Below are 26090 nucleotides of genomic sequence, written 5' to 3'. Positions count from 1 at the left end.
CCGCACCCGACCGGAGCCGAAGCCGTGTCCGACGAACACCCCACCACCGTGATCACCACCGAGCAGGCCGCGCTGGACGCGGCCGAGACTCTTGCCGAGAGCTTCGCGGCCGACGCGGCCAGGGCCGACGCCGACGGCCGCGCGCCGTTCGAGCAGATCGCGGCACTGCGCGCATCCGGCCTGCTGCCCGCCCTCGTTCCGACGCGACTCGGCGGCGGCGGGCTCGACTGGCACACCGTTCTGCGGGCGCTCCGCCCGATCATCCGCGCCGATGCCGGACTGGGCCACGTGATCGCGTACCACTTCGTGAACTCGTGGCGCATCCGGCTCAACGAGAATCAGCACGTCATCGACGATCTCTACCGGGGCCTGTCGAGCGGGGCATGGTTCTGGGGCGGCGCGGGCAACCCGCGGGATGCCGGCCTCGAGCTCACCCCGACGGCCGACGGCTTCACGGTGACCGGGCGCAAATTCTTCGCGACCGGCGCGCAGCTCGCCGACCGCGTCACCGCGAGCGGCACGCGCGTCGACACCGGCGAGCGCCTGGCGATCGTCATCGATGCGACGGCCCCCGGAGTCGTCCACCACGACGACTGGAGCAACATCGGCCAGCGACTGAGCGCATCGGGATCGGTGTCGTTCACCGACGTCGCCGTTCCGCACTCGCAGGTCCTCGGCCCGAACGAGCAGGACGGCGAGCTGTACCGACCCTATGGATCGCTGTCGATCCTGGCCTTCCAGCTGGCCATGAACCACATTCATGTCGGGCTCGCCGAGGGCGCGCTCGCGCAGGCCGCGGACTACGCGCGCACCACGACGCGGGCCTGGGCGACGTCGGGGGTCGAGCGCGCGATCGACGACCCGTACATCCGGCAGACGATCGGCGAGCTGACGGCCCAGACACGGGCTGCGGATGCACTGACGTGGAGCGCGACCAACCTGTTCGTCGACGCGGCCAACAAGGAGTGGGAGCTCGGCGACGAGGAGCGGGGCCGGGCCGCGGTGGAGATCGCGGCTGCCAAGGTCGTGACGACCCGCACGGCGCTGCATGTGACGTCGACCGCGTTCGAGCTGATGGGCGCACGCGCCACCAGCGAGTCGGCCGCGATGGATCGGTTCTGGCGCAACGCGCGCACGATCACGCTGCACGACCCCGTGGTCTACAAGGCGCAGGAGGTCGGCGACTTCGCCCTCACGGGCGCGTTTCCGACGCCCAGCGCCTACAGCTGACCGGGCCCCTTCGACAGGCTCAGTGAACAGGTCGTTCCCTGAGCCTGTCGAAGGGCAGGTCGTTCCCTGAGCCCGTCGAAGGGCAGGGACCGAACTACGCGGGGACGCTCGCCAGCTCGTCGTACGTCGCGAAGTCCTTCGCGATCTCGCTGCCCGTAAAGTTTCCGACCCAGCCGTCGTCATCGTGGAAGAAGCGCACCGAGACGTACTGGGGGCGAGTGCCCATGTCGAACCAGTGGGTGGTGTTCGCGGGAACGGAGATCACGTCGCCGGCCTCGCAGAACACGGCGTTGACCTTGCCGTTGGCGCGCAGGTAGAAGACACCGCTGCCCCGGGCGAAGAACCTGTCCTCGTCGTCGTCGTGCTGGTGCTCGCTCAAGAACTTGCCGCGGGCCGTCGCCGCCTGCTCGAGGTACTCGGGCGAGTCGTCGTCGACGATCGAGACCACGTCGACGAGCGTGTAGCCCTGGGCGGCGTTGACCGCGTCGATCTCGGTGCGGTAGGCGGCGAGCACCTCGTCCTGGGTGGGCTCCGCCGAGAGCTCCTTGAGTTCCCAGCGGCTGAAACGGGCACCGAGCGTGGCGAGCACGTCGGTGATGACCTGCGCATCGCGGGTCTGGAGTTCGGGGGTGGAGGCGTTGTTCTCGTCCCACACGGTCAGAAGAGTCATGGCTCAATCGTAACGATCCGGCCACGGGCGTCGCCACGGAAGTAATACGAAGTCATACGGAGCAGAGCGCACAGGCGTTGCTGGTTGAATCTCACCATCGCACTCCGGCCCGGCTGCACCCCGGTCCGACCCGCTCGACCCACCCGACCCGATCGCATCATCTCAGCGCCTCCAGGAGAAACCATGGCCATCACGCGCCGCATCCCCCTACTCGTGCTCGCCGCGACGACCGTGCTCGCACTGTCGGCCTGCGCCCAGTCGAACGGAACCACCTCGGAGGCCTCGACGGACGCACCGGCCACGGCATCCGCCGCACTGCCCGCGCCGTTCGACGGCGACCCGGTGAAGGTCGCCCTCGTGCGCCAGTCCGGAGCAGGCGACTACTTCGAGGCGTGGGGCGCGGGAGCCGCGACCCAGGCCAAGGCCGCCAACATCGACCTCACGGTCTCGGATGCCCGGAACGACAACGCGAAGCAGGCCAGCGACCTCGAGCAGGCCATCGCATCCAAGCCCGACGCGATCATCGTCGACCACGGCAACACCGACACCCTGCAGCCGCTCATCACGAAAGCGGTCGACGCCGGAATCCCCGTGGTCGTCTACGACCTCGCCCTGACCGATGCGACCGGCGTGGTCACGACCTCGCAGTCCGACGAATCGATGGCCTCGGGCGTTCTCGACCAGCTCATCGACGATGTCGGAGACGGCGCCAAGGTCGGCTACGTCTCGGCCACCGGCTATGCGGCCCTCGACCGCCGCGACGTCGTGTGGAAGCAGTACGTCGCCGACCACAAGCTCGACGTGGTGTTCTCGACCGGCAAGGTCTCGGAGTCGACCGCGACCGACAACATCCCGCTCGTCGACGCCGCGCTCAAGCAGAACCCCGACGTGCAGGCCATCTTCGCCCCCTACGACGAGATCACGAAGGGTGTCGTTCAGGCGGTCAACCAGAACAACCTCGGCTCGAAGGTCAAGGTCTACGGCATCGACATCTCGAACGCCGACATCGAGGTCATCACGGCCGACGGCAGCCCCTGGGTCGCCACCTCGGCCACCGACCCCTCCGCCGTCGGCGCCGCCGTGGTCCGCTCGCTCGCCCTGAAGCTCGCCGGCCAGCTCGACGAAGACGACGTGCAGTTCCCGGCCAAGACGATCACGCAGTCGTTCCTCACCGAGAACTCCATCGACAACGTCACCTCGCTGCGCGAGAAGGAGCCGAGCCTCGACCTCTCCGACCAGGTCACGGCAGACTGGCTTCCCGCCAACTCGTGATCGATTCGTCCATCCCCGAGGGAGGCGAGCTGGCGACGCTGTCGCCGGTCGTCTCCCTTTCGGGCGTCTCCGTGGCCTACGGCTCGAACGTCGTGCTCACCGATGTGACGCTCGACTTCTTCCCCGGCCGCATCACCGCGCTCCTCGGAGCGAACGGCGCGGGCAAGTCCACGCTCATCAAGGCGCTCTCGGGCGCCAACCCCCGATACTCCGGCGACATCGCGGTCGACGGAACCGTTCTGCACCTCTCCTCACCCGTTCTCGCGAAGGCCCACGGCATCTCGACGGTGCACCAGAAGGTCGCCGACGGCATCGTTCCCGGCCTCTCGATCGCCGAGAACGTTGTGCTCGACGACCTCGCGAACGCCTCGCGTCACCCGCTCCGCAACACGAAGCAGTCGTTTCTCGACGCCCGCGCGGCCCTCGCCACCCTGGGCCTCGACTGGCCCGACTCCCTGCTCGCGCAGGACGCGGCCCGGCTCAGCATCTCCGACGCCCAGCTGCTCGTTCTCGCCCGCGCGCTTCGGGGTACGCCCCGCCTCCTAATCCTCGACGAGCCGACCTCGGCCCTCACCGCCGCCGAGGCCGACCGCCTTTTCGACGTTCTGCGCGCGCTGCGCGACACGGGCCTCTCCATCGTCTACGTGTCGCACCGCTTCGGTGAGATCGAGGCCCTGGCCGACCGCGTGGTCGTTCTGCGCGACGGGCTCGTGCAGCACAGCTCCGAGCGGCCCTTCGCCTGGCACGAGATCCTGCACGACATGCTGGGTCGCGCGACCGAACTCGAACAGACGCGGGTGGATGTCCGCCGCGGCCAGGGCGTGGTCGCCCGGGTGAACGGCGTCCCCCTCCTTCCGGCCGCGGCTCCTCTCGACCTCGAGGTGCGCACCGGCGAGGTGCTCGGAATCCTCGGACTCATCGGGGCCGGCAAATCCGAGCTGGCCGAGCTTCTCGCGGGGCTCGCGCGCCCGGCATCCGGAAGCCTCGAGCTCGACGGCGAGCCCTACGCGCCGAAGCGGCCGTCCGACGCGCTGCGCAGCGGCGTCGTGCTGGTTCCCGAAGACCGCCAGCGGCAGGCCCTGCTGCCCGGCTGGTCGGTCGCCCACAACATCTCCATCCCGTTCCTCAAGATCTCGTCGGCGCTCGGCACCCTCCGCACGTCACGCGAGACGTCGCGTGCTCGAGAGGTGATCGACTCGCTCGGCGTCGTCACCTCGGGGCCGAACGCGTCGATCGACGACCTCTCCGGCGGCAACCAGCAGAAGGTGGTCGTGGGCCGGTGGCTCTCGGCGAGCCCGCGCCTCGCTCTTCTCGACGAACCGTTCCGCGGGGTGGACATCTCGGCCAGGCGCGAGATCGGCGACAGGCTCAAGGAGCTCGTCGCGACAGGCGACGCCGGGGCCATCGTGCTCTCGAGCGACGTCGACGAGATCCTCGAGGTGGCCGACCGCATCATCGTTCTCGTGGCGGGGGTCGTCGAGCTCGACGCCTACGCCGACGAGACCGACAGGGCGAGCATCGTCGGGGCCTTCCTCGGCGCCCGCACCCGAGACCAGCGCAGCACGCACGACGAAGGACACCCGAAATGACCAGCGCTCCCCTCGCCTCCAAGACCACGTCGCTCGCCGAGCGCGGGGCCGCCTTCGTCGTGCGCTGGGGCTTCATCGGGGTGACGGTCGCCCTCATCGCATTCTTCGTGATCACCGAACCCAACTTCCGCACCGTCGACAACGTGTTCGGCATGCTCAAGTTCATCGCCCCCACGGCCATCGCCGGCCTCGGCGTGATGCTCGCGATCACCGTCGGAGGCATCGACCTCTCTGTGGGCGCCTCGGCCGGCTTCGCCGTGTCGATCGCCGCCTGGACGATGGTGATCGGCAACCAGGTCGGCGTCGTCGCGATCGGCGTCGTGCTGCTCGGCGGCCTCCTCATCGGCGGGCTCAACGCGTTCCTCATCGTCGTCGCCCGCATCCCCGACCTCCTCGCCACCCTCGCGACCTCGTTCGTGATCGTCGGTCTCAAGCTGCTGATCGTCGACGGCAAGTCGATCTCGTCGCAGATGTCGCTCTCCGACGGATCGACAGCGCCTGGCAAGTTCACCGCCGACTACCTGTGGCTCGACAGGGGCAGCCTCGGCCCTGTGCCCATTCCGGTGATCATCTTCGTCGTGATCACGGCGCTGCTCTGGTTCATCCTCGAGCGCACACGCTGGGGGCGCGCCCTCTACGCGGTCGGCGCGAACGCCGAGGCCGCCCGGCTCGCCGGCATCCGGGTTCAGCTCTACCGTACCGTCGCCTATATGGGCTGCGGCCTTCTCGCGTCGATCGCTGGCCTGCTGCTCGGGGCACGCATCGGCCAGGGCGACGTGTCGGCCGGCAACTCCCTGCTTCTGGATGCCGTCGCGGTGGCCCTCGTGGGCGTCTCGGTTCTCGGCATCGGCCGGCCCAACGCGTGGGGAACGGCGCTCGGCGCCATCCTGATCGCCGTGATGGTCACCGGGTTCACCATGGTGGGCCTGCCCTACTACGCGCAGGACTTCGGCAAGGGAATCGTGCTGCTCATCGCGCTGCTGTTCAGCTTCACGTTCTCGCGCCGCCGCACCGTCGTCACCGCCGGCAGCACCACCTCGTCATAAGAAACTTGTTGTCATGACCGATTTCAGCCAGCTCTCCGTCGACACCGTGGCCGCTTATCTGGCCCAGCGACCCGCGCTCGCCGCGCGCATCCGCACCGACGGGCCGCTCGACGTGGTCGAGGTCGGCGACGGAAACCTGAACCTGGTGTTCATCGTGCACGACGACTCCGGCTCGTCGCTGGTGCTGAAGCAGTCGCTGCCGCACGTGCGCACCGACCCCAGCTGGCCGATGACCCGCGAGCGCAGCGCCCGCGAGGCCCTCGTGCTGCGAACCCACGAGTCGGCCGATGCCGAACACGTGCCCGCGCTGTACGACTTCGATTCCGCGAATTACGTGCTCGCCATCGAGGACCTGAGCGACCATGCCGTCTGGCGCGGAGAGCTGAACGAGGCTCGGGTGCACGGGTTCGCGGCGGCGGAGATCGGGCGATACATCGCGCGCACCGCTTTTCATACCTCGGTCTTCGGGCTCGATCCGCTCGAGCAGAAGAGGCTGGCCGCGGCGTCGATCAACCCCGAGCTGTGCCAGATCACCGAAGACCTGGTGTTCACGGAGCCCTACATCGACCACCCGCACAACGTCGTGCTGCCGGCGAATGAGCCCGACGTATCCGCCCTCCGAGCGGACCGAGCGCTGCTGACCGAGATCGGCATCGCCAAGTACCGGTTCATGACGAGCGCGCAGTCGCTGATCCACGGCGACCTCCACACGGGATCGGTCTTCGTGCGAGACGCGTCCGACGGGGTCTCCGCTTCTGTTCGTGCCTTCGACAGCGAGTTCGGCTTCTTCGGGCCCACCGGCTTCGACCTCGGTGCGCTCTGGGGCAACTTCGTGATCGCGGCAGCCAGGGCGCTGGCGCTGGGCTCGCCCGATCGAGCGTCCGAGATACTCGCGCTGCCTGCGTCGCTGTGGAATGCCTTCGAGGCCGAGTTCCGGTCGCTGTGGCCGTCGCGGCTCGACCCGCGCGTCTGGGGCGACGAGGTGCTCGAGTCACTACTCGCGGAGTTCCGGCAGGACGCCGCCGTCTACGCGGGGGCGAAGGCGATCCGGCGCATCATCGGCTTCGCCAAGGCCAGCGACATCGAGACGCTCGACCCCGTGCTGCGCGAGGGCGCGGCCCGCGGTGTGCTGCGCGCCGGCCGGGCACTCGTCCTCGAGCGCCGGGCACTCGACACGGTCGAGGCGCTGTCGGCCGAGACCGCCGCGATCCTCGCCTCCACGGTCACCCGCTTCGAGTTCTGAGCGGCGGCGCCGCTGACCTCTGTCGAAGGGCAGAGCACATCGACTCGGCGCACAAGCACCTTCCCCGACCGATGACTGTGCTTTTCCGCCGAGTGGATCCCGCACGCGTGATCGACTCGGCGCGTATGCATCGAAGATCGGTATTGAGGGTGCATGTGCGTCGAGTCGATGCGCGGCGGAGCCCGTCGCACACCGAGGGCCTGCACAGCCCCGTCGCCTAGGCTCGTCGGGGTGGATGCACTGCTCGCGTTCTGGGAGCGCGTGACGTCCCAGCAGCCCGCCCTCCCCGCAGCGGAGAGCTGGATAGCCATCGCCGTCGCGGCAGCTGTCGTACTCTTTCCTCCGACCTGGCGGCTCGCGCGTCACGCGGTGACCATCGCGCACGAGGCCGGCCACGCGCTCGTCGCGACCCTGACCGGGCGGAAGCTGTCGGGCATCCGGCTTCACTCGGACACCTCGGGGGTCACCGTCAGCCGCGGCCGACCTCGCGGACCCGCGATGATCGCCACTCTGCTCGCCGGCTACACGGCTCCCGCGATTCTCGGGCTCGGCGCATCGTGGATGCTCGGGGCCGGCTACGCGACCGGCATGCTGTGGGCGCTGCTGGCGGCCCTCGTGCTGGTGCTCGTGCAGGTGCGCAACTGGTTCGGCCTGTGGAGCGTTCTCGTCTCGGGCGCACTCGTCTTCGCCGCGACGTGGCTGCTCGACGAGCGCTGGCGTGCTTTCGTCGCCACCGCGGTCGTAGCGTTCATGCTGCTGGGCGCGTTGCGGGCCACGATAGAGCTGCAGCGGGTACGACGCGGCGGCCGCGCCCGCAACTCGGATGCCGACCAGCTCGCACGCCTCACCCACATACCGGGCATCGTGTGGGTCGGGGTGTTCCTGGTCGTCGCGTTGGGCTGCGCCGTCGTCGCCGGTGCCTTCCTCGGCCTGACGCCCCTTCCGAGCATCGCGGGCTGAGCCGACTCCAGGTCGCGGCGACTACCGCCTGGCGAGTGCGATCTGCAGCAGCGCCTCGGTGAGCTCGAGGTGCCAGCGCGCCTGGCGCAGGTCTCGGCCCCAGGCGTAGATGCCGTGGTCGGCCACGATCAGGGCGGGCACATCGTTCTCTCCCGGGGCGGGTCGCACGTAGAGCGCTTCGAGCGCGTCGCCGAGCACAGTCATGTCCTGTCCGTTGGAGATGACGGGAATCGTCACCGTCTCGCCGTGTGCCGAGTGCCCGATGCCCTTCAGCATCTCCAGGTCGCGCAGCACGACGCCCTCGGGCCAGTGGTGCCCCGCGGTCACCGCCGCGAGCGCGTGCACGTGGATGACGGCTCCCGCCCCCGTGAGCGCGGCGATCCGCGCGTGCAGGCCGGCCTCAGCAGAGGGCCGCTGCTCCGATCCGCCCTCGCCGAGCACGCCCATGCCATCGGCGTCGACGACCACGATATCGGCCGGCGTCAGTTCGCCCTTGTCGAGACCGGATGCCGTGACCGCCAGGCGAAGCGGGTCGCGCCCCAGCGTGACGGACAGGTTGCCGGCCGTTCCGGGCATCCACCCTCGCGCGGCGAAGCGCGCACTCTCGGCTGCAAGCGAAGCACCCGCTCGCGAGAGCACCTCGGCCGTCACGGGCCCGTCGTCGAAGACGCTCATGGCGCCGTGACCTCGACGTGCTCGAACGACGAGACCACGGGGGCGGTGCCGAAGTCGGCGCCGAAGAACGGCTCGCCCTCGCGCGAGAAGGCGACCACCTGCCATCCGGCGTTCTGGGCGGCGCGCACCTCGTCGGGGTTGTCTGTGAAGAAGACGAGGTCGCCCGGCTCCGCTCCGAGACGTGCCGCGATGGTGTCGTACGAAGACGCCACCTTCTTGGGGCCGGCGTTCACGGTGTCGAAGTAGTCGGTGATCAGGGGCGTGAGGTCGCCGTCCGGCGAGTGCCGGAACCACGGCACCTGCGAGGTGACCGAGCCCGACGAGAAGACCGCGATCTCGACGCCGTTCGCGTGCCAGGCGCGCAGACGCGGAATCACGTCGTCGAAGAAATGCGAGTTGATCTCGCCGCGGCGGAAGCCCTCGGCCCAGATCTGACCCTGCAGCGTCTTGAGCGGGGTGGCCTTCACGTCCTGCGCCATCCAGTCGTGCAGCACGCCGACGACCTGCTCCGTGTCGGCGCCCGACGGCAGTCCGGCGTCGGCGATGGCCTGGGCGCGCGCCTCGGCGACGGCGGCGTCGTTCGCGTGCGCGTCGAGCCAGCTCTGCAGGCGGGGGCGCGCGTAGTCGTAGAGGTCGCCCAGAATGAACCCGGCGGCACTCGTGGTGCCCTCGAGGTCGACCACGAGGGTGCGCGCGGTCAGCGAGAGGGATGCGGTGTCGGTCACGGTGTTGCTCCTGGGTTCTCGGGCGGGGTCGGGTCGTCGGTCAGGGTGAGGGGCGTGGCTGTTCCGGTCACGATCCAGTGCCGGGCCGCGTCGAAGACGGCGCGCTGGGCGGCGGGCGCGGCGCCGGATGGCAGGCTCTCGAGGTCGGCGGCGTGCGACCAGCCGGCCACGCGGCGCATGGCCTCGACGCCGGCGAAGCGCCAGGCATCCGAGCGCACGCTCTCGAGAAAATCGTCGTCGAACGAGGCCGAGTCGTCGTCGTCCCAGACGTCGACGAAGGCCTGCCAGCTCGCCGCGATCGCGTCTTCGCGGGCGGCGGCGAGGCCCTCGTGGCCGGCGGCGCGAGCGGCGAGGGATGCGATGGCGAGATTCGACCAGAACAGCCCGAGATCGAGACCGATCGGCCCCACGAAGCTGAACTCCGGGTCGAAGACGGTGACCTTCTGGGTCTTCTCGGGCGTCGTTCCGATCATGACCGATCCCGAGTGCAGGTCTCCGTGCAGCAGGGCCTGGGAGGCGTTCTCGAAGCGGTCGCGCACGAGCGCCAGGCCGGCCTGCACCTCAGCGTCTTCATAGAGGGCGGCGACGCGCTCGACAAGCGACGGATGCCACCAATTGTGCTCGTGAGCGCGGAACGGCTCGTCGAGCACCACCTCGGTGGTCAGCCGGCAGAGCTCGGCGTTGGCGGAGTCGGCGACGAGCTCGGCGTGAGCCAAGGCGCCGAGAACCTGCACGCTCGTGGCGAGGCTGAGCTCGCCCACGAAGCGGCCCACCACGTCGCCGACCGCGCCGTAGTCGATGTAGGCGACCGGCTTGCCGGCCGTCGCATCCTGCACCTGGCGCACGAGTTCGTCGCGAAGCACCTCGAGGGCCGACAGGTCCTCCATGACCATCACGAAGCGGTCGAGGTCGACGTGCACGATCGAGGGCACCGCATCCGGAACCAGCCGACCCAGCAGCTCGTACGCCCGCGCCTCGGCGCCGATGCGCGCCGGGTCGATGGGCCACTCGGGCCCGGCTGCCTGCACGAACGGCGGCGCCTGCTTCACGGCGACGCTGCCGAGGGGACCCGCCGCGATGAACACGCGGTTCATGTTGCCGGCGGTCACCTCGCGCACGGTCACGTCGGCAGGGTCGCCGGCGAGCGAGCCGAGCAGACCGACGTGAGAGAGGTAGCCCACGACCTCGTCGCGATTCGTGAGCAGGGCGTAGTCGAAGGTCACGAGTTCTCTCCGGCGAAGTAGTCGGCGACGCTGCCGGGGGCAAAGTCGCCGCGGTCGGTGACGATGCGGGTGACGAAGCGCGGCGGCGTCACGTCGAAGGCCGGGTACCACGCGTCTGTCACGAGACCGGATGCGGTGCGCGTTCCCAGCGTCGACAGCACCTCGGCCGGGTCGCGGTCCTCGATCACGATGTCCGCGCCCGACGCGAGCGTCGCATCCGGCGTCTGCACCAGCGCGTAGAACGGAACGTCGAAGGCGTTCGCGGCGATCGCCAGGCCGAGGGTTCCGACCTTGTTGGCGATGCTGCCGTCGAGACTGACCCGATCGGCGGCGGTTACGAGGGCGTCGATCGGGCCGAGCGAGGAGCCCGGCGCGAGGGCCGCTGCACCCATTCCGTCGGTGATGAGGGTGACGTTCTGGCCGAGCTCGCGCAGCGTGTGGGCGGTGAGTCGGGCGCCCTGCAGGTAGGGGCGCGTCTCGGTGGCGACCCAGTCGTAGTGCTTGCCGGCCTCGTTCGCGGCGCCGACGAGCTCGATCAGATAGGAGTCCATCCAGCAGTGCGTCAGGATGGTCGCGCCATCGGGCAGCAGCGCGACCGTGTGCCGGGCGAGGCGGCGGCTGCGCGCGTGGTATTCGTCGAGGCCGTCCCGCACGGTGTCTCTGGCTCGTTCGACGAGCTCGGTCGTGTTTGTCGCGGCTTCGATCGCGTGCAGCACAAGATCGACGGCCTCGCGGGGGTGTCCGTTGGTGGGCCGGGCCGTGGCGAGAGCGTGGCCTGCGGCGGCCATGGATGCGCGTGCCGCGTCGACCGTGAGGCCGCGGGCCTGCAGGGCGGCCAGTTCGAGACCGGCGTACGCGGCGTAGAGGGGGCCGGAGCTCTGCGTGACCATCGCGCGGATCGCCTCGGCGACCTCGAGGGGCGTCTCCGCCCGCACCCACTCGGTGTGCTCGGGAAAGACGCGGCGATCGAGGATGAGCACGGCATGCGCGCCCGAGCGCTCGTCGCTGACGAGGCGCACGGAGTCGTCGAGCGTCGCCACGGGCTGCCTGGCCCCGGCGCGCCTCGGCTCATCGATGTGGGTCACACGCGCTCCTAGCCTCAGGGGAAAGCCCCCATCGAGGATACCCGTGCCGGTCGCGACCCCGCTCCCTGAGCTTGTCGAAGGGCACCCCCGTTCCGCGACGGTCGAGACCACCCCTGTCCTGCGCCGATCGAGTAGGCCGCCTGCGGCCGTATCGAGACCACCCCGCTCCCTGAGCTTGTCGAAGGGCAGCCATCTCGACCTCGCTCCTTTCCTCCACAGGCGCCAGTTTTGTCGCTCCATCCACAGGGCAAATCCCTGATCAAACCTGAAATGGACGAATCGACCCAATGTCGGTGGCTACTGTTTGACTTCTCGTATGGACCTCCTCGACGCATCTCTCGGCGACATCGCCGCGCGCCTCAGGCAGCTCCTTGACGACGACCGTGCGGCGGTCGGCGCAGACGGCTCCGGTGACGCGCTGCTCGAGACGGCCCACGACTGGGAGGCCATCGGCCAGGCCGGCGACGCCGCCCGCACCTGGATCGCCGCAGAGATCGCGCACCAGTCCCGCCGCGAACTCGACACCTCGGGCCTCGCCTACCGACACGGGTTCTGCTCGGCGAAGAAACTGCTCGCGGCCACAACGAACATCTCCGAGCGCACGGCAGGGTCGCGTATCGCCTTTGGCCAACGAATCCGTTCGTCCGTCTCCATCTCAGGTACCCCGAATCCGAGTTTCTTCCCCGTGGTCGAGTCCGCGTTCTTCGCGGGCGACCTCGGCGTCGATACGGCTGCGGCGATCTGCCGCACCCTCTCCGAGGTCGTGAACCGCACCGGCTGGTCAGACGCCACCGACCAGGCAGAGAGACACTTGGTCGAGGCCGCGATCGCCACCGTCGGCGGCGCTGACACTGACGCGGCGTCCGATTCCGACGTGGATGCGCTGGCGAGGGCGCCGAGGCTGTACACGGTCGAGGAGATCACTCGGCTGGCGTTCCGCATCCGCGAGCACCTCGACCCCGACGGAGCAGAACCCCGAGACGCCGTGAAGCAGTCACTACGCGGCTTCAGTCACCCGAAAGTCGGAGCCGACGGCATGGCCCGCGGCAGGTATGCCCTGCCGCCACTGCAACTGGGCGTGTTCCTGGCCGCGGTCGACTCGATTCTCAGCCCGCGCACGCCCGACCCCACAGAACCTCGCACTGGTTCAGAGTCGACAGCTCCGGATGCTGGTCGGGATGGCGAGCTCGGAACATCGATCTCAGACGCCGACGCCGCAGTCGACCCGCGAACTGCAGAGCAGAAGCTTCTCGACGCGGTCATGACTCTCATCGACATGGCTGCAGCATCCCCGGCCGCATCTCGTCTCAATGGGTCGGCCCCCACGGTGAACGTTCATGTCACGCTGGCCGACCTCGAATCGGGCCGTGGAGTGGGATGGATCGATGGCAGCATTGAACCGATCCCGATCAGCGCCGTGCACCAACTCCGCTGCGACGGCGACATCATCGCCACCCTGTTCGGAGACCACGGCGAGATCCTGAAGCACGGAAAGACCCACCGATTGGCCTCCCGACGACAACGCAGAGCCCTCGCCGCCCGAGACGGCGGCTGCGTGATGCCGGGATGCACCGCTCCGCCGTCACTATGTCAGGCCCACCACGTCACCCCGTGGGTGAGCGACTCCTTTCTTGCCGGGCGCACCGACATCGGCAATCTGGCGTTGCTCTGTCCGTTCCATCACTCCACGATTCACACATCTGCGTGGCAACTCGAGATGATCCACGGCACACCGCATGTCAGGCCGCCCGCCTGGCTCGACCGCCAGCGAACACCACGACCGACCGACCAGCGGCGAACGGGCCGACCGTGGTGAAGCGGGGCATTCCACAGGCTCAGGGCCCATCGACAGGCTCAGGGAACGATGTTGCAGTTGTCGATCCTGGCCCTTTTCCTCCCCCGCCCTACGATGGAACGACCCCACACGATCACCGATGGAGAGCAGCACATGCCCACGAGCAAGAAGCGATCGAGCGCGAAGAAGCGCACCGGGGTGTCCCGCTCCGTCGGCACCTCCCCCACAGCGATCTCGGCCCTGACCCTCGCGTTCGGCAGCTGGTACAAGACGCACGCGGAGGGGCTCGACGACCACCCCACGCCCGAGGCCATGCTCGCCTCCTTCTCCCGCACCGCCTCGATCACCGCCGCCCTTCCCGGCAAGCGCACCCTCGCGCATCCGGTGCCCGACACCCTCGACGCCCTGCTCGACCACTTCGACGAGGCCGACGACACAGAACTCGACGATCCCATCTGGGAAGGCGCATCAGTTGTCGAGGTGCTCGACCACCTGCTCGACTTCCTCATCGAGACCGAACGGTGGACGGGCACGACGGCCGAGCTCGAGGAGAGCTCCGAGATCGTGCACGAGCTGATGGGCGACGAGGGCGGAGCAGCGTCGGGCTTCTTCACACTTCTGGTCGAGAGCCTCGAAACCGTGCAGGCCGCCCCGGTCGATGCGCAGCTCGCATCCCTCGATCGCTGGGCACCGATCTCCGCGATCGCTCCATTCCTCGACTGGATCGGTGCCGAAAAGACCCTCACGGCGACCGGAGCGCTTCGCACGGCCGACATCCCGGTCGCGACCTCCATGCTCGGCCTGCCCGAGCATCGTCAGGTTCCCGGGGGCAGCATGTGGGACTCGCAGCCGCTCTCGGCCTGGTGGTACGCCCTCCACGAGACCCGCATCGTCACGACCGAGGGATCCGCACTGCGACCGGGGCCGGGCGTCGATGGCCTCGACGCCCTCGACGCCGACAGCACCGACAGCGCCGACGGCGACACGGCACTCGAGCTGCGCGTGGCGTTCATCCGCCACTACCTCACGTGGTGGCTCACCAAAGAGCTGGATGCCGACACCGAGCTGGGGTCGGAGGTCACGATCCGGGTCATCGGCCAGCTCTGCGTCGCCCTGTCGCCCGAGCTGCTGCCCGGAGCATCCGTCGACGCACTCAACCTCGTGTTCGACGACGCGCGGCCCGACCACGACGACCCCGACGACGAGGGACTGTTCGGCGACGATGATGAGGAGCTCTCGGAAGAGGTGCACCGGCTGTCGAACGAGTACGCCTCCGAGCGCACGATCGCGGTGCTGGGCGAACTCGCCGCCTCGGGAGCGCTGGCCGAGTCGCCCGTCGCGACCGGTGGCATCCGCTATGCCGTCGAGCCTGACCGGGCGCACGCGTTCGCGAAAGCCCTGCAGCAGGCCATCGGCGGCTTCGTCGACGACGACGCTCCCGCTCCCGCTCCCTGAGCCTGTCGAAGGGGAGCCCGTCGAAGCCCGTTCCCTGAGCTTGTCGAAGGGGAGCCCGTCGAAGGGCGTTTCGACAAGCTCAACGAACGCGGCGGCTCACAGAGCGAAGCGGACGCGGCGTTTCGACAGGCTCAACGAACGGGGCGTTTCTACAGGCTCAACGAACGGGGCGAATCACGCAGCGAAGCGGTCCGTCGCCTCGATCAGCGCGTCGAGGATTCCCGGCTCGTCGAAGGCGTGGCCCGCGTCGGGAATGAGGCGGAACTCGGCCTCGGGCAAGGCCCTGTGCAGATCCCAGGCGGTGACGGCCGGAGTGCACAGGTCGTAGCGGCCCTGCACGATCACGGTCGGAATCTCGCGCAGCACACCGGCGCGGGCGAGGAGCTGGCCGTCCTCCATCCAGCCCTCGTTCACGAAGTAGTGGTTCTCGATGCGCGCGAACGCGAGCGCGTAGGTGGGGTCGGCGAACGCAGCGACCAGTTCGGGTCGCGGCAGCAGGGTGATGGCGGATGCCTCCCACGTCGCCCACGCGACGGCCGCCGGCCCGTGCACGGCCGGGTCGGGGTCGTTGAGCAGCCGGTGGTACGCCTGGATGAGCGCGCCCCGCTCCTCGACCGGCACCGGCGCGAGGAAGCCTGGCCAGAGATCGGGCAGTACCTCGTTGGCCCCTGCTCCCTCGTAGAACCAGGCCAGTTCGGAACGACGGAGCGTGAAGATCCCGCGCAGCACGAGCTCGGTCACGCGATCGGGGTGCGTCTCGGCGTACGCGAGCGCGAGGGTGCTGCCCCACGAGCCGCCGAACACCTGCCAGCGATCGACTCCGAGGTGCTCGCGCAGTCGTTCGAGGTCGTCCACGAGGTGCCAGGTGGTGTTCGCTGCGAGATCGAAGGAGGCGTCGCTGGCGTGCGGCAGGCTGCGTCCGCACCCGCGCTGGTCGAGCACGACGATGAGGTAGCGGCGGGGATCGAAGAGGCGCCGGTGGGCGGGGCTCGAGCCGGCGCCAGGACCTCCGTGCAGGAACACCACGGGCTTGCCGTCGGGGTTTCCGGAGGTCTCCCAGTAGATCGACTGCCCGTCGCCCACCTCGAGGAGGCCGGAGTCGAAGGGCTCGATGTCGGGGTAGAGGGTGCGCATGCTCTCGATCTTAGGGAACCCGTTCCCTGAGCTCGTCGTTCCCTGAGCTTGTCGAAGGGCTGCCCTTCGACAAGCTCAGGGAACGGCGGACAGGGGCAAGGAGGGAACGGCGGACAACCTCAGGGAACGGTGGACAAGCTCAGGGAACGACGGGCGTTCGCGCTAGCGCCCCACGAGGCCCGTCTCGTAGGCGAGGATCACGGCCTGCACCCGGTCGCGCAGCTCGAGCTTCTGCAGGATGCGGCCCACGTGCGTCTTCACCGTCGACTCCGACAGCACGAAGCGCGCGGCGATCTCCATGTTCGACAGCCCCTCGCCGATCGCGGTGAGCACCTCGAGCTCGCGTTCGGTGAGCACGGCCAGCCGAGAAGCCGACGCCGCCTGCGCGGCCCCGCCCGGCGCATCCGGAAGGCTGTCGCCGAACATCGTAAGCAGCTCTCGGGTGATGCGTGCCGACACGGCCGCATCTCCGGAGGCGACGGCCCGGATCGCCGAGGTGAGCTCTGCAGGCCGCGCGTCTTTCAGCAGAAAGCCGCTCGCACCCGCGCGCAGGCCCGCGAACGCGTACTCGTCGAGGTCGAACGTGGTGAGGATGATGATGCGGCTCGCCGGCTGCTCCCGCACGATCTCGCGCGTCGCCTCGATGCCGTCGAGCACGGGCATGCGCACATCCATGAGGATCACATCGGGCCGCAGGCTGCGCGCCTGCCGAATGGCGTCACGACCGTCACCCGCCTCGCCCACCACCTCGAACCCGGGCTCCGACTCCAGCACCATGCGCATACCCACACGCAGCAGGGCCTGGTCATCGACGAGCAGGATGCGCACGGTCGGGTGATCGACGGGGGCGGCGGAATCGGGGGCGAAGGTCATGTGGCCGGGCTCTCTGGGTGGGAAGGCGAGGTGGTCGATTGCGATACAGCCGAGGGGATGCGTGCGTGCACTCGCCAGCCGCGCGGTTCGACCGGCCCGGCCTCGACGGTGCCGCCGTAGAGGGCGACGCGCTCGCGCATGCCGATGAGCCCGCGGCCGGAGCCGATCGAGGCGGACATCGCCGCGGCGCCGGCCGAGCCTCCGGCCGAACCGGCGGCCGAACCGCCGGCCGAACCCCCGGCCGTACCGGCGGCCGAGCCACCGGCCGCCTGCGCGAGCCCGTCGTCGCGGACGGTCACCTCGGTCAGACCCGGAGTCGTGAAGTCGACGACCGCCTCGACCCGCGACGGCATGCGGGCGTAGCGCAGCGCGTTCGTCAGAGCCTCCTGCACGACCCTGAACACGGTGAGCTGGGCCACCGAGTCGTCGGGCACGGCGCCTGACACGGTCAGGGTGATCGGCAGCCCCGCGGCGCGGTACGAGTCGACGAGGGGACGCAGTTCGTCGAAGGTGGGCTGCGGCGCCAGCGGGACGGCGGCCGACGACTCCCCGGCGGGCTGGTCGCCCGAGGCCTCGGTGAGCACGCCGAGCACCCGGCGCATGTCGGTCAACGACGTGCGGCCGATCTCGGAGACGTGCGCCATCGCATCCATGGCCCTGCCGGGGTCGCTCGTGGCGGCACGCGTCGCGCCGTCGGCCAGCGCGATCATCACGGTGAGGCTGTGGGCGACGATGTCGTGCATCTCGCGGGCGATACGCGCTCGTTCGGATGCCGTGGCGAGCTGCGCCTGCGCGTCTCGCTCGCGGGCGAGTTGGGCCGCGCGGGCGAGGAGCGCATCCATGTACCGGGCCCGGTTGCCCACCGTGATGCCGATGAGGGTGGCGATCACGAAGATCATGCCGTAGCCGAAGAAAGCGACCAGCAGCACGGCCACATCGAGCACGCCGCCGACGAGCGCACCGAGGGTGGCGGCGGCGGTTCCGATGATGGTCCAGAGCCACGCGGATCGCGCCGATCGGTAGACCGCGAGCGCGTAGAGAGCGATGACCAGGGCTATGCCGCCGACGGAGGAGCCCGTGTTCCCGGGGAACACGGCCAGCATCAGGGCGCACGAGACGGCGGCCAGGATCCGGGGGATGAAGCGGCGGAACAGGATCGCGGCGGTGGTGCCGAGCGACAGAAGGGCCGACACCAGAGTCGCCGGCAGCGGCACCTGACTCGACGAGGCCACCACCGAGCCGATCGAGGCGTAGTAGAACACCCCCATGAGAACGGCGTCGATGATCCACGGATTGCGTCGGAAGAACGTGCGGATGAAGCCGGGCGGCTTCGGGAGGCCCAGCCCCTGGGGATCGTAGTCCTCGGCCCTGCGCGGCCTCATGACGCGCGACGATCCAGCCTGGGCCGGGGGCACCATGGCTGGATCGGTCGACACGAGAGCTACGCGTCCCTTCGCTTCATCAGAACGGCCGCGGGAATCAGGGTCACCGCCACCCATCCGAGCATAACCAGCAGCGCCTGCCACGGCTCGAAGGTCGAGCCCGTGTAATAGAGGCTCTGGCCCGCCGTTCCGGGCAGCCAGCTCGCCACGACCCCGGCCCACTCGGCGGGGATCAACTGGAAGATGGTGGGAACCACGAGCAGTAGTCCGAGGCTCGCGGCGATTCCGCCCGCGGTCGAGCGCAGTGCCGCGCCGATGCCGAGCGAGATCAGCCCGATGAACACGAGGTAGCCCGCGGCTCCGAAGAACGACAGCCAGAGGCTCGGCTCCAGTGGTGCTGCGTCGACGCCGTTGCCGGCGAGGATCGGCATGGTGACGACGTAGCTGATCACGATGGCGACGAGCGCCACCACGAAGGTCGCGACCGCGAACACTAGCGCCTTGGCGGCGAGCACGGGGAGCCTGTTGGGCACGGCCATGAACGACGAACGGATCTGACCCGTGGAGTACTCGCCGCTGATGACGAGCACGCCGAGCACCGCGATCACGAGCTGGCTGAACAGCACCCCGAGCGTCGAGATGCTCACGGCGGCCTGGGTCACCTGCTGGGTCGTCGGCTCGGTCGCCATCGGGCTGGTGGTGAGCGCGAAGAGCACCGCGATGCTCACCTGGATCAGAACGATGATCGAGAACGACCACCAGGTCGATCGCAGGCTGCGCAGCTTGATCCACTCGCTGCGCACGATGCCGGTGGCGCTGAGCCCCCGGTTCGACGCGTCGATGTGGCTCGAGCGGGCGAGGGCGGGTTGGGCAAGGGTACTCATCGGACGACCTCCGGGGTGACGGACTGGGTGTGATATTCGACTTCGTCGGCGGTGAGGCGCAGGTAGGCCTCTTCGAGCGAGCCGGTGACGGTGGTCAGCTCGTGCAGCACGAGACCATTGGATGCGGCGATGCCGCCGATGGTCGCCGCCGAGACGCCGGCCACGTCGAGCGTCGACCCGCTCGCGGAGGTGACCTGCACATCCGGAGCGGCGAGCAGCCGGGCGAGCTCGGCCGCCTGGGGGCTCGAGACGCGCACGGACGTGACCGCGCCCTGGCCGACGACGTCGGCGACCGGGGCGTCTGCGATGACGCGGCCCCGGCCGAAGACGATGATGTGGTCGGCGGTCATGGCCATCTCGCTCATGAGGTGGCTCGACAGCAGCACGGTACGCCCCTCGGAGGCGAGGTGCTTCAGCAGTCCACGCACCCACAGCACGCCCTCGGGGTCGAGACCGTTGATGGGCTCGTCGAGGATGAGGGTCTGCGGGTCGCCGAGCAGGGCCGCGGCGATACCGAGGCGCTGCCCCATGCCGAGCGAGAACCCGCCCACGCGCTTGCCGGCCACGGCCTGCAGGCCGGTGAGGTCGATGACCTCGCGCACCCGGGCCGCTCCGATGCCGTGGGTGGCTCCGAGCGCGAGCAGGTGGTTGTAAGCCGAGCGGCCCGAGTGAATGGCCTTCGCGTCGAGCAGGGCTCCGACCTCGTGAAGGGGGGCGGAGTGCTCGGCGTAGAAGTGGCCATTCACGCGAACGCTGCCCGACGTGGGCCGGTCGAGCCCCACGATCATGCGCATCGTGGTGGACTTGCCCGCGCCGTTGGGGCCGAGGAGGCCCGTGACCTTGCCCGGCCGCACCGTGAACGTGGCGGCATCCACCGCTGTTCGTTGGCCGTAGCGCTTGGTGAGGGACTGTGCTTCGATCATGTCGATCTCCTGTCGATTCACGTCTGTACGCCTGTGTTCGTGTACAAGCAGACGTGGAGGAGGCCGACCCTCCTCCACTTCTTCGAGGTTAGAAGTGGACGGAGTGTGGCGAATCGCCCGAGAGGACGGTCTTGACCGGAGCGTGTCGTACCGGGGTACTACCTCGGCCCGCGCCGGCTACGCCGCCCGCGCCATGAGTTCGAGCGTGTCGATCACCCGGTTCGAGAAGCCCCATTCGTTGTCGTACCAGGCGACCACCTTGATGTGCCTGCCGTCGACGCGGGTGAGGGCGGAGTCGAAGATCGCCGACGCCGGCTGGTCGACGATGTCGCTCGAGACGAGCGGCTCCTCGGAGTAGTCGAGGATACCCGCAAGCGCGCCCGCTGCGGCTGTGCGGTAGGCGGCGAGGACCTCGTCGCGGGTGACGTCGCGCGAGACCGTCGTGTTGAGTTCCACGATCGAGCCCACCGGAACGGGCACGCGGATCGAGTCACCCGAGAGCTTTCCCTCGAGGTTCGGCAGCACGAGCCCGATGGCCTTGGCGGCACCGGTCGTGGTGGGCGCGATGTTCACGCCCGCGGCCCGTGCACGCCGCAGGTCGCGGTGCGGACCGTCCTGCAGGTTCTGCTCCTGTGTGTAGGCGTGCACCGTCGTCATGAAGCCGTGCTCGATTCCGGCCAGGTCGTCGAGCACCGCGGCGAGCGGCGCGAGGGCATTGGTCGTGCACGAGGCGTTGGAGACGATCACGTGGCGCGCCGGATCGTAGGCACCGGTGTTCACGCCGAACGCGAGCGTCACGTCTGCGCCGTCCGAGGGCGCACTCACCAGCACGCGCTTGGCGCCGGCCGCGAGGTGCGCTCGGGCGGCGTCGGCGGAGGTGAACCGGCCCGTGGCCTCCAGAACGATGTCGACGCCCAGCTCGGCCCAGGGCAGGGCGGCGGGCTCGCCTTCGGCGATCACCCGGATGCGATGGCCGTCGACGAGCAGGTCGGTCCCGTCCACCTCGACGGCGCGGTCGAAGCGACCGTGCGCGCTGTCGTACTTGAGCAGGTGGGCGAGCGAGTCAGGGGCGGTGAGATCGTTGATGGCGACGACCTCGAGCGCGCTGTCGCGGTCGAGCAGAGCGCGCAGGGTGTTGCGCCCGATACGGCCGAATCCGTTGATGGCAATGCGAGTCATGGAAGGTTCCTTTCGTTCCGCCTCCCATGTTCGGCGGGCCGGCGCGCTGTCACCAGTGGCTGGAACGACGCGACTCGAAAGGATCTCGCCACATGCGAGATATGACCTCAGGCGGAGAAGGTGTGACGATATTCGGTCGGCGACGTGCCCAGGATGCGCCGGAAGTGCAGCCGCAGATTGGCTCCGGTTCCCAGCCCCACCCGGGCGGCGATCTGCTCGACGCCGAGATCGGTGCTCTCGAGAAGCTCACGAGCGACGTCGACCCGTGCCCGCAGCATCCACTGCATCGGCGTGTAGCCGGTGTCTTCGACGAAGCGGCGCGAGAAGGTGCGGGCGGAGACCCGGGCGTTGCGGGCGAGCATGTCGAGGGTGAGCGGATCCGCGAGGTGGGCCAACGCCCATTCGCGAGTGGTCGCGAAGAGGTCGCCGAGCGGCTCGGGCACGCTGCGCGGAACGTACTGCGACTGCCCGCCGCTTCGATACGGCGCCGCCACGAGACGGCGGGCGACGTGATTCGACAGCGCGACGCCGTGATCTCGGCGTACGAGGTGCAGGCACAGGTCGATCCCGGATGCCGCGCCGGCAGACGTGAGCACATCGCCCTCGTCGACGAAGAGCACGTCCTCGTCGAGATGCACGAGCGGATGCTTCTTCGCCAGCGCCCGCGTGTAGTGCCAGTGGGTGGTCGCCCGCTTGCCGTCGAGCAGGCCGGTCGCCGCGAGCGCGAACGCCCCGGTCGAGATCGCAGCGAGCCGCGCGCCCCGCTCGTGGGCGGCCACCAGGGCGTCGAGCACGTGAGGCGGCGGATCGATCTCGGCGGGCGTCCGATAGCCCGGCACGAAGATCGTGTCCGCCTGCGTGAGGGCCTCCAGCCCATCGGCCACGTGATACGAGAGGCCGTCTCCTCCTGTCACCAGGCCCGGAGACGCTCCGCACACACGCACGTCGTAGGGCATGCTCGGGCGGTTCAAGAAGACCTGCGCCGGTATGCCGACGTCGAGCGGCTTCGCCCCCTCGAGCACGAGCACGGCGACACGGTGGTTGTGGCTGGCCATGTTCCCAGCTTGCCCCCTTCGACAGGCTCAGGGAACGAGGGCGTTGGTGCGCTCAGGGAACGAGGGTGTTGGTGCGCTCAGGGGGCGGCGAGGCGCTAGATGCGCTCCTTCTGCTTCTTCGAGAGGGTCTTCTCGTCGATCGGTGCCTCGCCGCTCGCGCGCTGCTCCGCGTAGTAGTCGCGCGCTTCCCTCTGGCGCTCGGCCTCGGCGCCCGTGGCGATCGACGCGCGGATGTGCTCGGGGCCGTAGCCGAAGGCATCCACCAGGTCTTGGGCGTGCGGCCGCAGGCGCGCGATCAGGCGGTCGATGTACGCCGTCACCGCCTGGGCGCGCTTCGGCGAGAGCCTGCCGTTGATGAGGTACCAGGCCAGGTGCTTCTCGATGAGCCCGAGGCCGAAGAGGTCGCGCACCCAGGTGAGCACGATGCGGGTTCCCTCGTCGTCGATCTCGTCGAGGGCGTCGGTGAACGCCTCCCACTGCAGCAGTTCGGCGTGAGCCCTGGCCGCGTCGATGACGGCGCTCTGGTTGGCGTTGAACAGGTCTGCGGCGACCTGCTTCGACGACTTGGTTCCCGGGCGCAGCCTGCCGGCCACCTCGGCCACCATCGTCTCGACCCGGTCGGTCAGCAGGGCACGCTGCGCACCGGTCTCGCGCAGCTGTTCGACGCTGCGGGCCACGGATCCGCGGTCTGACAGGTTCTGCGCGAGGGTGCGCAGTCCCGTGCCGCTGACCGTGCGATCGGCGGCCTGCTCCACGACGTAGCGCGCGAGCACGCCGACATCGGCCTTGGCGAAGCGGCGGCTGTAGTCGGTGAGCAGGCGCTTCGCCACGAGCTGCAGCAGCACATGGTTGTCGCCCTCGAAGGTGGCGTACACGTCGAGGTCGGCCCTGAGCCCGACCAGGCGGTTCTCTGCCAGGAACCCCGCGCCGCCGCAGGCCTCGCGGGCCTCCTGCAACGTGTCGAGCGCGTGCCAGGTGGAGAGCGGCTTGAGCGCCGCGGCGAGGGTCTCGAGATCCTGGCGGTCGGCGTCGGTGTCGGTCGCCCCCGAGAAGACGCCGTCGAACTTGGTGAGCAGCTGCTCGTGGGCGAAACTCGCCGCGTAGGTCGTGGCGATCAGCGGAATCAACCGACGCTGGTGCACCTGGTAGTCGAGGATCACCTCTTCGTCGGTGTCGCTGCCGGCGGTGAACTGCCGGCGCTCGTTGCCGTAGCGCACGGCGATCGCCAGCGCCACCTTGGCCGCGGCGACCGAGGCGCCGTCGAGCGAGACGCGGCCCTGCACGAGCGTTCCCAGCATCGTGAAGAAGCGGCGGCCAGGGCTCTGGATGGGCGACGAATACGTGCCGTCGACATCCACATCGCCGTAACGGTTGAGCAGGTTCTCGCGCGGGATGCGCACGTCGGTGAAGTGCAGGCGACCGTTGTCGATGCCGTTGAGGCCGCCCTTGAGCCCGTCGTCTTCGCCGCCGACGCCGGGCAGAAACTGCCCGTCGGCGTCGCGCAGGGGAACGTAGAAGGCGTGCACGCCGTGGTTGATGCCCTCGGTGATGAGCTGGGCGAAGAGCACGGCCGCGGTGCCGTGCACGGCGGCGTTGCCGAGGTAGTCCTTCCACGCGCCGCGGAACGGAGTGTCGATCACGAACTCCTGGCTGCCCACGTCGAAGGTCGCCGTGGTGGCGATCGCGGCTACGTCGGAGCCGTGCCCCGTCTCGGTCATGGCGAACGCCCCCGGAACCTCGAGGCTCATGATCGCGGGCAGGAAGGTCTCGTGGTGGTACTGCGTGCCGAGGTGCAGAACAGCGGCGCCGAAGAGGCCCCACTGCACGCCCGACTTGATCTGCAGGGAGGGGTCGGCGGTGACCAGCTCTTCGAAGCCGGCGATGTTGCCGCCGTGGTCGTCTTCTCCGCCGAGGCTCTTCGGAAAGGCCTTGTGCACTCCCCCGTGCTCGACGAGCAGCTCGAGCTGGTGGAAGACGGTGTCGCGGTGCTCCTTCAGCGACTGGCCGTCGACCCGCTGCATCTCGGGCCTGCCGGTCAGCTTGCGGGCGGCGATGCGTGCATCCGCCCAGGTGCCCAGCAGGTACTGGCCGAGCGCGGCCGTGTCGATGCGGGCATCCGCCTTGTCGATCGCCATGCCGGCCGTCGTCTCGTCGAGCTTCTCGCTCTCCTCGATCCGGTCTGCAAGCTGGATCGAGCTGTTGCCGCTCGTCTCGTTCTTCACCGCGTCCACCATCATTGGCCTCTTCCGTGCTGTCGTGACTTCTGCGTCCACGCTACGAGCGCCCGAGCGAGCACGACAATCGACCGTCCCTGCCCTACAAACAGTGCTCGCAGACCGAGGCGGCGCGTTGATGATGTCTACAGCCGAACGCCCGGAACGCAGGCACTCCCCCACAACGTCACAACGCCGTCGATCAGGTGGCCGACACCTCGACGAGACGCGCCTCGCGTCGCCGCGCCGCGACATCCACCGTGGTGGCCGCGATGAGCGCGAGGCACAGCACAGCCACGCCGGGGGCGACGAGGTCGATCGCCGCGTTGAGCCCCAGGGCCGTCGCCAGTGCGCCGGCGACGACCGCCGTGATGGCCTGCAGCAGATACGAGAACAGGTAGAGCAGCGAGAGCGTTCCGCCCCGGTGCTCGGGAAGAGCGGTGCGGTTGAGCAGCGTCAGCCCGCCGGTGAAGACGAAGGAGTAGCCGACCCCGCCCACGATGCACCAGACCACGAAGAGGGCGATCGAGCCCTGCGCGGCCGTGAGCTCCATCACGCCGAGGCCCGCGATGCTGATGACCGCACCCGCGATCAGAGACACATGTGCCGGAACCCTCTGCAGCAGGAGCGCGGTGACGCCGATCGCCACCGACGAGATGGCGAGCAGGGCGCCGACGGTCAGCAGGTTCGTGGTGCCGGTCAGGTCTCGCGCCATCGACGAGCCCAGCGACAGGAAGATCGCGCCCACGCTGTAGGCCACCACCACGCCCAGCGTCGAGGCGATGAAGGTGCGCAGCAGAGAGCGGGGCACGTGGATGCCCGACGGCTTCCAGCGCACGGGCCGCCCGTCGGGGCCGACGGCGCGCGGCGGGTTGTCGCGGCGCATGAACCACACGACGGCGAAGGCGAGACCAGCGAGAACGAACAGCACCCAGAAGCTGAGCTGCAGCGGCCAGGGCGCGTACTGGGCCAGGCCCCCGCTCACGAAGAGCACGAGGGTCAGGCCTGTCGACGTCGACACGGTGGTGAGCACCGACGCGAAGCGAGGGTTCTTCGAGAGGTTGTTCTCGACGAGCGCGGCACTGGCGGCACCGAGGGCGAAGCCTGTTCCGATCCCCTGCAGTACCCGGCCGGCGAAGAGGAAGCCCACGTTCGGGGCGACGGCGAAGACCAAGGCCGACGCCACGATCAGGCCCACGCCGATCAGCATGGCCCGCCTGCGGCCGATCGAGTCGGAGATGCCCCCGGCGAGAAGGAGCACGAGCAGCAGGGCAACCGGGTAGGTGCCGAAGATCGACGTGGTCACGACCGGAGAGAGATCCCACTCCGCGGCGTAGCTCGGGTACAGCGTCGACGGGGCGCCGCTGGCCCAGAGGCAGAGGGCGAGCACGGAGGCGGCGGCCCAGAAACTGCCCCTCTTGCCCCACTGTCGGCGGGCGCGAGCGGGTGCGGTCTCGGAAGCGGTCATTTCGCCACCAT

At 69.3% G+C, this 26090-nt stretch carries 22 protein-coding genes; 8 read left to right on the top strand and 14 right to left on the bottom strand.

Features of this window, described 5'->3' with window-relative positions:
- Positions 1-24 precede the first annotated feature (24 nt).
- Positions 25-1230, top strand: a complete 1206-nt coding sequence (locus ASF51_RS07080; protein ID WP_055926839.1) for an acyl-CoA dehydrogenase family protein — start codon at positions 25-27, stop codon at positions 1228-1230.
- A 94-nt stretch (positions 1231-1324) separates the two neighbouring features.
- Here ASF51_RS07080 and ASF51_RS07075 read toward each other — a convergent pair whose 3' ends face one another.
- The gene (locus ASF51_RS07075; RefSeq protein WP_055926837.1) at positions 1325-1900 is read right to left on the bottom strand and encodes an acireductone dioxygenase; all 576 of its coding nucleotides are present in this window, start codon (positions 1898-1900) and stop codon (positions 1325-1327) included.
- Between the two features lie 183 nt (positions 1901-2083).
- Here ASF51_RS07075 and ASF51_RS07070 point away from each other — a divergent pair, with 183 nt between their 5' ends.
- The 5 genes from ASF51_RS07070 (at position 2084) to ASF51_RS07050 (ending at position 8010) form a co-directional block, all read left to right on the top strand.
- Positions 2084-3172 carry a substrate-binding domain-containing protein gene (locus ASF51_RS07070; RefSeq protein WP_200926097.1) on the top strand — a complete coding sequence of 363 codons (1089 nt, stop codon included), beginning with the start codon at positions 2084-2086 and terminating at the stop codon, positions 3170-3172.
- Positions 3169-4761 (top strand): sugar ABC transporter ATP-binding protein, encoded by a 1593-nt coding sequence (locus ASF51_RS07065; protein WP_235497158.1) that lies wholly within the window; start codon positions 3169-3171, stop codon positions 4759-4761. Before ASF51_RS07070 ends, ASF51_RS07065 begins: the two co-directional genes overlap by 4 nt.
- The gene (locus ASF51_RS07060; RefSeq protein ID WP_055926835.1) at positions 4758-5807 is read left to right on the top strand and encodes an ABC transporter permease; all 1050 of its coding nucleotides are present in this window, start codon (positions 4758-4760) and stop codon (positions 5805-5807) included. Before ASF51_RS07065 ends, ASF51_RS07060 begins: the two co-directional genes overlap by 4 nt.
- Positions 5808-5820: 13 nt before the next feature.
- A complete protein-coding gene (mtnK, locus tag ASF51_RS07055; protein WP_055926833.1) occupies positions 5821-7050 on the top strand; it encodes an S-methyl-5-thioribose kinase in 1230 nt (409 codons plus the stop codon).
- A gap of 231 nt (positions 7051-7281) precedes the next feature.
- Positions 7282-8010 carry a M50 family metallopeptidase gene (locus ASF51_RS07050; RefSeq protein ID WP_055926831.1) on the top strand — a complete coding sequence of 243 codons (729 nt, stop codon included), beginning with the start codon at positions 7282-7284 and terminating at the stop codon, positions 8008-8010.
- Between the two features lie 21 nt (positions 8011-8031).
- Here the strand turns inward: ASF51_RS07050 and mtnB are convergent, their stop codons facing one another.
- From mtnB to ASF51_RS07030, 4 genes are read right to left on the bottom strand one after another with little or no spacing between them, the layout of a single operon-like run.
- Positions 8032-8685, bottom strand: coding sequence for a methylthioribulose 1-phosphate dehydratase (gene mtnB / locus ASF51_RS07045; RefSeq protein ID WP_082479611.1), 654 nt, complete (start codon positions 8683-8685; stop codon positions 8032-8034).
- Entirely contained in the window at positions 8682-9410 is a 729-nt protein-coding gene (gene mtnC / locus ASF51_RS07040) for an acireductone synthase (protein WP_055926829.1), read from the bottom strand. Before mtnC ends, mtnB begins: the two co-directional genes overlap by 4 nt.
- Positions 9407-10633: a phosphotransferase gene (locus tag ASF51_RS07035; protein WP_055926827.1), complete on the bottom strand. Its 1227-nt coding sequence runs from the start codon at positions 10631-10633 to the stop codon at positions 9407-9409. The genes mtnC and ASF51_RS07035 overlap by 4 nt, the downstream gene beginning before the upstream one ends.
- On the bottom strand, positions 10630-11718 hold the full coding sequence (locus ASF51_RS07030) for a hypothetical protein (RefSeq protein ID WP_200926096.1): 1089 nt from the start codon (positions 11716-11718) through the stop codon (positions 10630-10632). Before ASF51_RS07030 ends, ASF51_RS07035 begins: the two co-directional genes overlap by 4 nt.
- A 316-nt stretch (positions 11719-12034) precedes the next feature.
- Between ASF51_RS07030 and ASF51_RS07025 the strand changes: the two genes are divergently transcribed.
- Both ASF51_RS07025 and ASF51_RS07020 read left to right on the top strand, forming a co-directional pair.
- Positions 12035-13534, top strand: coding sequence for an HNH endonuclease signature motif containing protein (locus tag ASF51_RS07025; protein WP_055926823.1), 1500 nt, complete (start codon positions 12035-12037; stop codon positions 13532-13534).
- 132 nt (positions 13535-13666) lie between these two features.
- Positions 13667-14968, top strand: coding sequence for a hypothetical protein (locus tag ASF51_RS07020; protein ID WP_157412037.1), 1302 nt, complete (start codon positions 13667-13669; stop codon positions 14966-14968).
- A 174-nt stretch (positions 14969-15142) separates the two neighbouring features.
- On the opposite strand, the gene pip is transcribed toward ASF51_RS07020, so the two are convergent.
- The 9 genes from pip to ASF51_RS06975 all read right to left on the bottom strand — a co-directional run bounded on the left by pip (position 15143) and on the right by ASF51_RS06975 (position 26079).
- Positions 15143-16102 carry a prolyl aminopeptidase gene (gene pip / locus ASF51_RS07015; protein WP_055926820.1) on the bottom strand — a complete coding sequence of 320 codons (960 nt, stop codon included), beginning with the start codon at positions 16100-16102 and terminating at the stop codon, positions 15143-15145.
- A gap of 162 nt (positions 16103-16264) precedes the next feature.
- Positions 16265-16975, bottom strand: coding sequence for a response regulator transcription factor (locus ASF51_RS07010; RefSeq protein WP_055926818.1), 711 nt, complete (start codon positions 16973-16975; stop codon positions 16265-16267).
- Complete coding sequence (locus ASF51_RS07005) at positions 16972-18411, bottom strand: histidine kinase (RefSeq protein ID WP_162236929.1); 1440 nt, start codon at positions 18409-18411, stop codon at positions 16972-16974. Before ASF51_RS07005 ends, ASF51_RS07010 begins: the two co-directional genes overlap by 4 nt.
- Before the next feature lie 5 nt (positions 18412-18416).
- Entirely contained in the window at positions 18417-19241 is an 825-nt protein-coding gene (locus ASF51_RS07000; RefSeq protein ID WP_055926816.1) for an ABC transporter permease subunit, read from the bottom strand.
- A complete protein-coding gene (locus ASF51_RS06995; protein ID WP_055928090.1) occupies positions 19238-20164 on the bottom strand; it encodes an ABC transporter ATP-binding protein in 927 nt (308 codons plus the stop codon). The genes ASF51_RS07000 and ASF51_RS06995 overlap by 4 nt, the downstream gene beginning before the upstream one ends.
- 177 nt (positions 20165-20341) lie before the next feature.
- The gene (gene gap / locus ASF51_RS06990; RefSeq protein WP_055926814.1) at positions 20342-21343 is read right to left on the bottom strand and encodes a type I glyceraldehyde-3-phosphate dehydrogenase; all 1002 of its coding nucleotides are present in this window, start codon (positions 21341-21343) and stop codon (positions 20342-20344) included.
- Between the two features lie 107 nt (positions 21344-21450).
- Positions 21451-22398, bottom strand: coding sequence for a GlxA family transcriptional regulator (locus tag ASF51_RS06985; protein ID WP_055926812.1), 948 nt, complete (start codon positions 22396-22398; stop codon positions 21451-21453).
- 95 nt (positions 22399-22493) lie between these two features.
- On the bottom strand, positions 22494-24533 hold the full coding sequence (locus ASF51_RS06980; protein ID WP_055928087.1) for an acyl-CoA dehydrogenase: 2040 nt from the start codon (positions 24531-24533) through the stop codon (positions 22494-22496).
- Positions 24534-24813: 280 nt separating this feature from the next.
- The gene (locus tag ASF51_RS06975; protein ID WP_055926810.1) at positions 24814-26079 is read right to left on the bottom strand and encodes an MFS transporter; all 1266 of its coding nucleotides are present in this window, start codon (positions 26077-26079) and stop codon (positions 24814-24816) included.
- Between the last annotated feature and the right edge of the window lie 11 nt (positions 26080-26090).

The sequence above is a fragment of the Agreia sp. Leaf283 genome, from assembly GCF_001422485.1.
In the GTDB taxonomy this organism is placed as follows: Bacteria; Actinomycetota; Actinomycetes; order Actinomycetales; family Microbacteriaceae; genus Agreia.
The sequence above is the reverse complement of the archived record's forward strand: the minus strand, read 5'-3'. Positions and strand labels throughout refer to the sequence as shown.

Coding starts and splice junctions, on each gene's coding strand:
- ASF51_RS07075 (WP_055926837.1), bottom strand. CDS start 1,900: ATGACTCTTCTGACCGTGTGGGACGAGAACAACGCCTCCACCCCCGAA.
- ASF51_RS07070 (WP_200926097.1), top strand. CDS start 2,084: ATGGCCATCACGCGCCGCATCCCCCTACTCGTGCTCGCCGCGACGACC.
- ASF51_RS07060 (WP_055926835.1), top strand. CDS start 4,758: ATGACCAGCGCTCCCCTCGCCTCCAAGACCACGTCGCTCGCCGAGCGC.
- mtnK (WP_055926833.1), top strand. CDS start 5,821: ATGACCGATTTCAGCCAGCTCTCCGTCGACACCGTGGCCGCTTATCTG.
- mtnB (WP_082479611.1), bottom strand. CDS start 8,685: ATGAGCGTCTTCGACGACGGGCCCGTGACGGCCGAGGTGCTCTCGCGA.
- ASF51_RS07025 (WP_055926823.1), top strand. CDS start 12,035: ATGGACCTCCTCGACGCATCTCTCGGCGACATCGCCGCGCGCCTCAGG.
- ASF51_RS07020 (WP_157412037.1), top strand. CDS start 13,667: ATGCCCACGAGCAAGAAGCGATCGAGCGCGAAGAAGCGCACCGGGGTG.
- pip (WP_055926820.1), bottom strand. CDS start 16,102: ATGCGCACCCTCTACCCCGACATCGAGCCCTTCGACTCCGGCCTCCTC.
- ASF51_RS07010 (WP_055926818.1), bottom strand. CDS start 16,975: ATGACCTTCGCCCCCGATTCCGCCGCCCCCGTCGATCACCCGACCGTG.
- ASF51_RS07000 (WP_055926816.1), bottom strand. CDS start 19,241: ATGAGTACCCTTGCCCAACCCGCCCTCGCCCGCTCGAGCCACATCGAC.
- ASF51_RS06995 (WP_055928090.1), bottom strand. CDS start 20,164: ATGATCGAAGCACAGTCCCTCACCAAGCGCTACGGCCAACGAACAGCG.
- gap (WP_055926814.1), bottom strand. CDS start 21,343: ATGACTCGCATTGCCATCAACGGATTCGGCCGTATCGGGCGCAACACC.
- ASF51_RS06985 (WP_055926812.1), bottom strand. CDS start 22,398: ATGGCCAGCCACAACCACCGTGTCGCCGTGCTCGTGCTCGAGGGGGCG.
- ASF51_RS06980 (WP_055928087.1), bottom strand. CDS start 24,533: ATGGCGATCGACAAGGCGGATGCCCGCATCGACACGGCCGCGCTCGGC.
- ASF51_RS06975 (WP_055926810.1), bottom strand. CDS start 26,079: ATGACCGCTTCCGAGACCGCACCCGCTCGCGCCCGCCGACAGTGGGGC.